Source organism: Marinobacter sp. R17, from assembly GCF_003789045.1.
Lineage (GTDB): Bacteria > Pseudomonadota > Gammaproteobacteria > Pseudomonadales > Oleiphilaceae > Marinobacter_A > Marinobacter_A mangrovi.
The window spans coordinates 57,087-65,627 of sequence record NZ_RHGZ01000029.1; the positions used below are offsets into that span (position 1 = coordinate 57,087).

Sequence of the window (8,541 nt, forward strand, 5' to 3'; positions counted from 1 at the left end):
CCGGGCCTCAGTGATGACAGTTTGCCGTCATCACAGGCCAGCCCGCAATGACGCCTCATGACAACAAACTGGTGAGCAGCGCGCGCAACCGGTTGGGTTTGACCGGTTTGTTAAGCACTTGGAAATACTGGGTTTTCAGGAACTGGCGGCAGGCGTCGCTGCGATCGGCGGTGATAATGGCTGCCGGGACGTCCTGTTGCAGCTGGCGCCGTATGGCGTAGATGGCCTCGCAACCGGTGCGGCCATCGTTGAGGTGATAGTCGGCGAGCACCGCCTCAGGCGCCGGGCTGACCGACTGCTGCAGGGCCAGCGCCATGTCGGCGTTCTCGGCGGTCTGTACGTCACAGCCCCACTGCTCCAGCAGCGCCCGCATGCTAACCAGGATGTCCGGTTCGTTATCGATCACCAGCACCCGGCGACCGGCCAGGGAATGCGGTTCCATAGCCGCAACCGTTGCCTGGGCGGCCGGAGCCCGATACGCCGGGGCCGACTGCGGCACGACCACGGTAAAGCGCGATCCCACACCCGGCCGGGACGTCACTTCGATGCGATGCCCGAGCATCCGCACCATACGATCGACGATCGCCAGCCCCAGGCCTACGCCTTTACGACCGCCGGTGTGCGGCGCCGTCAGCTGGTGGAACTCGCGGAAGATATCCTCCAGCCGGTCAGCCGGAATGCCCAAGCCGCTGTCCCAGACTTCCAGATGCAAAGCATCGCCCCGGGGCCGGACGTTGAGGAAAACGCTGCCGCTTTCGGTGTAGCGGAAGGCATTGGTCAGCAGATTGCGCAGGATGCGTGTCATCATGCGCGCATCGGTATGGATAATCCCCGGCCGCGACCGGACCCGCAGCTGCAGGCCGGCATTGTCCGCCACCGGTTCAAACTCGGTGGCGAGGCTCTGGATCAGGTCTTCGGTGTCGATGTAGGTCAGATCCGGTTTGATCGCCTGCTGATCGAGTTTGGAGATATCCAGCAGGTCGGCCAGCAAATCCTCGGCCCCTTCCAGCGCAAGGTGGACCCGGTCGATCAACCGGCTTTCCTCTCTCGGCAGCGGTCGATCCTGCAGTGTGGACACCAGCAACCGTGCGGCGTTCAGGGGTTGCAACAGGTCATGGCTGGCCGCGGCGAGATACTTGTCCTTGCTGCGGTTGGCCTCTTCCGCCGACTGGATGGCCACCACCAATTCCGCTTCGATCTTCTCCCGTTCCTCGATCTCGCGGCGCAAGCCGGCGTTGGCTTCCCGCAGTTCCCGGGTCCGGTCCTTCACCCGGGCTTCCAGCTCCAGGTTCAGCTCTTCCAGCCGGCGCCGGGCCTGCTGGCGCTCGGTGATATCGGCGACGAAGGCTTCCACCACTTCCGGGCCCAGGTCGGGCCGGCGCAGCAGGGTCAGGGCCACGTCCACCACCTGACCATCACGGCGGCGCAGGCCCAGCTCCCGGGCCCGCACCTGGCCGTCCGACAGCAGACTCAGGCGCACGTGATCGAAATCGTGGACGCTGCAGAACAGCTGTTCGCGCAAGCGGACCACGGAGCGCACCAGTGCCTCCGGCGACTCGAAACCGCACATATCGGCCATGGCCGGATTGCAGGACAGCAGCCCGCCACGCAGATCCCCCTGGAAAATCCCGTGCAGGGCGTTATCGAACAGCCACTTGTAGCGGTTGCGCTCGGCCTCCAGTTCCGCAATCCGCTCCAGCAGTGCCGGATAGTGGCTCTTGCGGGCAGAATGGCTGCCCAACCCCAACAGGTCGTCGACGCTGTAGTGGCCGCCGGAGTCCGGGTCGTGGTGGACCGTGTCAGAGCGCTTCTTCATACACCACTTCGACATCCCGCTGGGACGATTTCCGGGGGTTGGTGACGATGCAGGGATCCTGCATGGCGAAGCCGGACAGGGAGGGAATATCACTGTTGCGTACGCCCAGTTCCGCCAGCCGCTTTTCCAGCCCGACATGCCGCTTGAGTTCGGTGATCCGGCCCAGTAACCGTTCCCGCACCACCGGCGGCGTCATACCACGGGTGTCGATGCCCATGGTCTCGGCGATGCGCTTGAAGCGGTCTTCACAGGCAGAGAAGTTATAGGCCACCACGTGGTCCAGCAGCATGGCATTGCACAGCCCGTGAGGCAGGTCGAGAAAGCCGCCGAGGCTGTGGGACATGGCGTGGACGGCGCCGAGAATGGCGTTGGAAAACGCCAGCCCGGCCTGCATCGACCCCAGCATGATCTGCTCGCGTAATTGGGCGTCCGACGGGTTGGCGATCAGCGGTTCCAGATGCGTATTGATCAGGCGGATCGCCTCCAGCGCATGGGCATCGGTGAGCGGCCCGCTGCCGGTGGACACGAACGCCTCGACGGCATGCACCATGGCGTCCACGCCGGTACAAGCGGTGAGGAACGGGTCCATGGTCTGGGTCACTTCCGGATCGATCAGCGACACATCCGGCACCACCGATTTAGAGATGATGGAAAACTTGAAGCGCCGATTGGGGTCGGAAATGATGGCGAACTGGGACACGTCCGCCGAGGTGCCGGCGGTGGTGGGAATCAGGATCAGCGGCGGCGACGGAATGGTGATCGTATCCACCCCCTCGAATTCCAGGATGCTGCGACCGTGGGCACTGACAATACCGATGCCCTTGGCGCAATCCATCGGGCTGCCGCCGCCGATGGCAATGATCACGTCGCAGCCCGCCGATTTGTATTGCTCGGCGCCGATCATCACCTCTTCCACCCGGGGATTGGGCGACACGCCGGTGAAGGTATCGTAGTCGAGCCCGGCTTCGGTGAGCAGGGTCTGGATTTCCGCGACCCAGCCAGCCTTGGCTACGCCGGGGTCGGAGACCAGGAACACCTTGCGGGCTCCGAAGTTGCTGGCGAAATTGGCAACGGCCTTGCGAGAGCCGGCGCCAAAGACAATTTCCGGTGAGACGAACTTGCGCAGGTTGGTGACATCGTGAGCCATGGTCGAGTCGATCTCGTTATTATTGTGTGTCTTCGGCGATCACAGCCGCCGACCATTCCATTTTAACGGAAGTCCATCCGCTCTGCCGCTATGGCTCGTTGGCCGCCGCCAGCCGCTCCCGGAAAAACGCCAGGGTCCGCTCCAGCACCACCGCCTGGTTCTCGGCACGGCGAAAGCCATGGCCCTCATCGGCAAAACGAACCACCTCCACCGGCACCCCGCATCGGCGCAGGACATGGGCCATGGTCTCGGTCTGCTCAGGCACGACGACCGTGTCCTGTTCGCCCTGGAAGAAAATCACCGGACTGCGGATGCGGTCGGCCCAGAACAGCGGCGTGCGCTGCTGCCAGATCGTCAGGGATTCCCGTGGATCGCCCAGCAGCCAGTCCAGATAGCCGGATTCAAAGCGGTGGGTCACATGGCGCAGTGACTCCGGGTCGCTCACGCCGAACAGGCTCGCCCCGGCCCGAAACAGGTCCGTCTGCACCAGCGCATTGAGTACCGTAAAGCCGCCGGCACTGCGGCCCATCACGAAGGCCCGATGGCCGTCCACTGCCCGCTGCCGGTCCAGGTGGGTAACGGCATCACAGATGTCCTCGTAATCCGCCTTCCCCCACTGTCCCTGCAGCGACATGCGAAAGGCCCGGCCATAGCCGGAACTGCCCCGGTAATTCACGTCGGCCACGGCAAAACCGTGGGACGTCCAGAAGGCCACCTGGGGATCGAACACGGGATAGGCGGCGGACGTCGGCCCGCCGTGGACCCGCATGACCACCGGCGGGCGCTGGGGACCGGCGGCCGGCCGGTAGAGAAATCCGAACACCGACTGGTCGTCCCGCGCCCGGAACGAGAACGGCTCCGGCGGCGCCATGGCCCGGCACGCCGGTGTCTGTTCGCCGCCGGCCAGGGTTTCGAGGGCGCCGGACTCCGGATCGATGCGCAGGACACTGTCCAGGGTATCCACGCTGCGGGCAATCACATAGACGTAGCCGCCGGCCCCCTGCACCGCCCGGAAATCGGTGTAATGTTCCGCCAGCCGACGCACCATCCGCCCCTGTTCGTCCACCACGATCAGGCCTGGCAGCCCCTGCTCGAAGCAGACGCGCACCCATCGGTTATTGCCCAGCCAGGCGTAATGGCGCTCATCCAGTTGCCAGGGCGCGTTGGCGCAATCCAGGTTATCGAGGGACAGCGATATCCAGCGGCCGAAATCATCCACCCGGTAGGGCTGCCACCAGCCGCCGTGATCCGACAACGCGTAGAGCCCATCGTCGACAAAACCGGGCTGCTGGATCGCCGCCGGAACGGCGATGGAGCAGTCTTCCGTGGCCAGGACCGCCCCTTCCGCATCCAGCACGGCCCGCCGCAACCGCGTCTGCTCCCAGGGCATGGCCGGCAGGCGCCACTCGACCCAGGCCAATGCCATGCCGTCCGCCGACAGCGCCGGGCACCCCAGGTTGTCCGGTCCCCGTTCCGAGCCCGCCAATGTCAGCGTGTCACCGCTGTGGAGATCGATCGACACCAGGGTCTGCCCGACGCCATAGCCGTCATCCAGATGCTCGCGAACCGCCAGCACCCGGCCCCGGACCGGATCCGCCACCAGGCCACCATGGCGTGCGGCGGCCACATCGGTCAGCGGCCGAACGATACCGCTCTGGGTATCGAGCGCCAGGATCTGCTGGTCGCCGCCGTTGACCAGGTACACCGTCTGGCCCAGTACACAGAATGCGCCGCCCCCATACCCGTTGACCTGGCTGCGCACGTTTAGCACCGTCTGCGTCAGTTGCCGCACATCGCCCTCACACCAGCTCATCAGGCGGGTCTGGCCGGAGGCCGGATCCGACTCCAGCCAATAGACGACGTTGTCCACCACGCGCAGGTTGTCCCGCTGGGCATAGGCCGCCACCGCAGCCCGGGCCGAAAGCGGTTCAGCCGGCATGTCAGGCTCGGGCGAAGACGCGCGAATTCCTGGCGTTGCGATAGGTCAGTTCAGCGAGCGGCGCCGTCGCGTGATCGGCCGCCCGACGCGCCGCCAGGACGCGGTCATGATGGGGGGATTTACCGCACACCGGGTCGGCGTTGTCGGCGTCGCCGGTGAGGAGATAGGCCTGGCAGCGACAGCCGCCAAAGTCCTTGTCTTTCTCGTCGCAGGATCGGCAGGGCTCGGGCATCCAGGCGTCGCCGCGATAATGGTTGAAGCCGGGGCTGTCGTACCAGATCGAGGACACCGACTGCTCCCGTACATTGGGAAACTCGATGGGCAGGATGCGGGCACTGTGGCACGGCAGCGCGGTGCCGTCCGGCGCCACCGTCAGGAACAGGCTGCCCCACCCGTTCATGCAGGCTTTGGGGCGTTCCTCATAATAATCCGGGGTCACGAAAATCAGCTTCATCGGCGAGCCGGCTGCAGCCAGACGCTCACGATGCGCGTTGACGGCGGCCTCCGCGGTGACCAACTGGCCGGCGGAGGGCATCAGCCCTTCCCGGTTCTCGAACGCCCAGCCGTAGTACTGGCAGGTGGCCAGCTCCACAAAGTCCGCCCCCAGTTCTTCACACAGGCAGATGATGTCGTCCATTTGGTGAATGTTGTGCCGGTGGATGACGAAGTTGAGCACCATGGGATAGCCGGCTTCGTGGACCGCGCGGGCCATGACCAGCTTGTTGCGAAACGCCTTCTTCGAACCGGCCACGGCGTCATTCAGTTCCGGATCGGAGGCCTGGAAGCTGACCTGAATGTGATCCAGCCCCGCCTCGCGGAATTGCGCCACTTTCTCTTCGGTCAGGCCGATGCCGGAGGTGATCAGGTTGGTGTAGTACCCCAGCCGGCGTGCCTCGGCGATCAGCTCGGGCAGATCCGGGCGCACCAGCGGCTCACCGCCGGAAAAGCCCAACTGCGCCGCGCCCATTTCCCGGGCCTCACGCAGCACCCGGAACCAGCTTTCAGTGTCCAGTTCGTCCCGGGTCTCGGCAAAATCCAACGGGTTCGAGCAATAGGGACATTGCAGCGGGCAACGGTAGGTCAGCTCGGCGAGCAGCCACAGGGGCGGGCCGGGACGATTATTATTCAAGGATGATCCAGTGGCGCTCACGGGCATCCTCCAAAAAGTCGCAGATGTCGGTGGCCAACGGGCCGGCATCCGGGAAACGGGCTTCCAGCGCGGCGATGATGTCATCCACCGAACGCTGGCCATCCACTGTTTCAAGGATAGCACCGGCACTGGTGTTGAGCTTGACCATTCCTTCCGGATAAAGCAGCACATGGGCCTGCTGGGCCGGTTCCCACTGGAAACGGAACCCCGGCCGCAAACGCGGTATCCGGGCGTTCATACGTTGAGCCCCCGATGCCACACCGGGGCGTCGGTCACGGTATGAAACGGTGGCGTGCGGTGCACATAGGCCATGGTCAGCGCATCCAGAATAGTCCATAGGATATCCAGCTTGAATTGAAGGATCTCCAGCGCCCGCGCCTGCAGGGCCGGTGTGTTGAAATGGTCGAGGGTGATGGTCAGGCCGTGCTCCACGTCCCGCCGGGCCTCACCGAGGCGCTTGCGGAAATAGCGGTAGCCGGAATCGTCGACCCACGGGTAATGCTGCGGCCAGCTGTCCAACCGGGACTGATGGATCTCCGGCGCAAACAGCTCGGTCAGCGACGAACAGGCCGCTTCCTGCCAGCTCGCCCGACGGGCGAAGTTGTAGTAGGCGTCCACCGCGAAGCGGACGCCCGGCAGCACGTGGCGCTGGTCGATCACTTCCTCGCGGCTCAGGCCCACGGCTTCCGCCAGGCTCAGCCAGGCCTCAATGCCGCCCGGTTCGGTGCCATCGCCGTCGTGATCCAGCACCCGCTGCAACCACTGGCGGCGCACGTCCGCATCCGGGCAGTTGGCCATGATCGCCGCGTCCTTACGGGGGATGTTCACCTGGTAGTAGTAACGATTCGCCACCCAGCCCTGGATCTGCTCCCGGGTACACTCCCCCGCGTACATGGCGCGATGGTAGGGGTGATGGATATGGTAGTACTGGCCCTTGGCACGCAGGGCCTGTTCAAAGGCCGCGCGATCGAGCACCGCATGATGTCCGCTCATAGGGAAGGTCCCTCCAGATCCAGGTGCATGCCGTCCCAGGCGACTTCGATGCCGTGCTGATCCAGTACGGCCCGCTCCGGTGAATCTTCGTCCAGGATGGGGTTGGTGTTGTTGATGTGGATCAGGATCTTGCGCCTTGCAGGCATGGAATCGAGCAACTCGATCATGCCGCCCGGGCCGCTCTGGGCCAGGTGGCCCATCTCCTGACCGGTCTTGGTGCCAACCTCCCGCTTCTGCATCTCGTCATCGGTCCAGACCGTGCCGTCCACCAGCAGCACATCCGCCCGTCGCATCCAGGTCTTCAGCGCTTCGTCCGGCTGACCCAGCCCGGGCGCGTAGAGCACCGTGGTGCCGCTGGCCTGGTCCTCGATGAACAGGCCGACGTTGTCGCCCGGGATCGTCTTCCCCCGACGCGGCGAATACGGCGGCGCATTGCTCAGCAATGGCAGCGCGGTGATTCGCAGGGAGGGAGCGGCCGGAATCGTGAACACCGTGTCCGCGCCACAGGGCATGTCGTGCCAGTTGAGCCCGCCGCTCCAGTGTTTGAGCATGGTGAACAACGGGAAGCCGGTGGAGAGGTCCTCATGCACTTCCCGGGTACACCAGACATCCAGGGGACAGCCTTCACGCAGGGTCAACAGGCCGGTGGTGTGATCGATCTGACTGTCCATCAGCAGGACGGCGGCGATGCCGGTATCCCGCACCGACCGGGCCGGCTGCATCGGCGGAAACGCCGCTAACTGGGCGCGAATATCGGGTGAGGCGTTGCACAGGATCCAGCGTTCGCCGTCCTCGCTGATCGCAATGGACGACTGGGTGCGGGCATGGGCGTTGAGGGTGCCGTTGCGGACACCGTCGCAGTTCGGGCAATTACAGTTCCACTGCGGGAAGCCCCCGCCGGCAGCGGAGCCGAGGACATGAATCTGCATGGGGACCTCCGGAACGCAAACGGCCGGCACCGGGCCGGCCGCTTTGTTACTCAATCAACCACGGTCTTACCGATTCGCGAAGTACATGGTGACTTCAAAACCGATGCGCAGATCCTCGTAAGCGGGCTTGGTCCACATAACCTTTACCTCTTGTTGTCGTCAGTAAATGGAAACCACAAATCCAGTCTAGGGCGAGTCTGCGCGGCCCCATATGGTACTTTGGAAGGAATTTTCAGGGTTGGTGATGGCCTTTTGGGGGCAAGGCAGGACAAGCCTCCCGGGCCTGGCCAGCGCACTTTAATGTCGCCGACGCTTCAGCTTCGGAGCAGGCGCCAGCCTGCCAATCGCACCCGGAGGTCAACGCCAAGACGGGCACCTGGCGGCGCCTCCGAAGCTGAAGCGTCGGCTACATTGTTCCGGTAGGCCGTTGGGAAGCGCATATCGGGGTAGGGGGGAGCCTTCTGGCTCCGCCCCTCCCACACCACCCGGCAAGCGGGTCCGCACCGGGCGGTTCGAGAAGTTGAGGTTTACGAGAGACGCGGCACGCCTAACCGGTCGAAGTGGGCC

At 64.6% G+C, this 8,541-nt stretch carries 8 protein-coding genes; all 8 read right to left on the reverse strand.

The window, feature by feature from the left end; translation table 11 throughout:
* Positions 1-55 precede the first annotated feature (55 nt).
* The 8 genes from EB809_RS17675 to pqqA all read right to left on the reverse strand — a co-directional run bounded on the left by EB809_RS17675 (position 56) and on the right by pqqA (position 8,112).
* Entirely contained in the window at positions 56-1,816 is a 1,761-nt protein-coding gene (locus EB809_RS17675) for a NahK/ErcS family hybrid sensor histidine kinase/response regulator (protein ID WP_123636168.1), read from the reverse strand.
* Entirely contained in the window at positions 1,800-2,963 is a 1,164-nt protein-coding gene (gene ercA, locus EB809_RS17680) for an alcohol dehydrogenase-like regulatory protein ErcA (RefSeq protein WP_123636169.1), read from the reverse strand. The genes EB809_RS17675 and ercA overlap by 17 nt, the downstream gene beginning before the upstream one ends.
* A gap of 88 nt (positions 2,964-3,051) precedes the next feature.
* Entirely contained in the window at positions 3,052-4,902 is a 1,851-nt protein-coding gene (locus EB809_RS17685; protein WP_123636170.1) for an alpha/beta hydrolase family protein, read from the reverse strand.
* Position 4,903: 1 nt separating this feature from the next.
* On the reverse strand, positions 4,904-6,058 hold the full coding sequence (gene pqqE, locus EB809_RS17690) for a pyrroloquinoline quinone biosynthesis protein PqqE (protein ID WP_123636171.1): 1,155 nt from the start codon (positions 6,056-6,058) through the stop codon (positions 4,904-4,906).
* Complete coding sequence (gene pqqD / locus EB809_RS17695) at positions 6,024-6,290, reverse strand: pyrroloquinoline quinone biosynthesis peptide chaperone PqqD (protein ID WP_123636172.1); 267 nt, start codon at positions 6,288-6,290, stop codon at positions 6,024-6,026. Before pqqD ends, pqqE begins: the two co-directional genes overlap by 35 nt.
* Positions 6,287-7,045: a pyrroloquinoline-quinone synthase PqqC gene (gene pqqC / locus EB809_RS17700; RefSeq protein WP_123636173.1), complete on the reverse strand. Its 759-nt coding sequence runs from the start codon at positions 7,043-7,045 to the stop codon at positions 6,287-6,289. Before pqqC ends, pqqD begins: the two co-directional genes overlap by 4 nt.
* Positions 7,042-7,974, reverse strand: coding sequence for a pyrroloquinoline quinone biosynthesis protein PqqB (gene pqqB / locus EB809_RS17705; RefSeq protein ID WP_123636174.1), 933 nt, complete (start codon positions 7,972-7,974; stop codon positions 7,042-7,044). Before pqqB ends, pqqC begins: the two co-directional genes overlap by 4 nt.
* Positions 7,975-8,040: 66 nt before the next feature.
* Positions 8,041-8,112 carry a pyrroloquinoline quinone precursor peptide PqqA gene (pqqA, locus tag EB809_RS17710; RefSeq protein WP_007153157.1) on the reverse strand — a complete coding sequence of 24 codons (72 nt, stop codon included), beginning with the start codon at positions 8,110-8,112 and terminating at the stop codon, positions 8,041-8,043.
* Positions 8,113-8,541 lie beyond the last annotated feature (429 nt).

Coding starts and splice junctions, on each gene's coding strand:
- EB809_RS17685 (WP_123636170.1), bottom strand. CDS start 4,902: ATGCCGGCTGAACCGCTTTCGGCCCGGGCTGCGGTGGCGGCCTATGCC.
- pqqB (WP_123636174.1), bottom strand. CDS start 7,974: ATGCAGATTCATGTCCTCGGCTCCGCTGCCGGCGGGGGCTTCCCGCAG.
- EB809_RS17675 (WP_123636168.1), bottom strand. CDS start 1,816: ATGAAGAAGCGCTCTGACACGGTCCACCACGACCCGGACTCCGGCGGC.
- pqqE (WP_123636171.1), bottom strand. CDS start 6,058: ATGCCCGTGAGCGCCACTGGATCATCCTTGAATAATAATCGTCCCGGC.
- pqqD (WP_123636172.1), bottom strand. CDS start 6,290: ATGAACGCCCGGATACCGCGTTTGCGGCCGGGGTTCCGTTTCCAGTGG.
- ercA (WP_123636169.1), bottom strand. CDS start 2,963: ATGGCTCACGATGTCACCAACCTGCGCAAGTTCGTCTCACCGGAAATT.
- pqqC (WP_123636173.1), bottom strand. CDS start 7,045: ATGAGCGGACATCATGCGGTGCTCGATCGCGCGGCCTTTGAACAGGCC.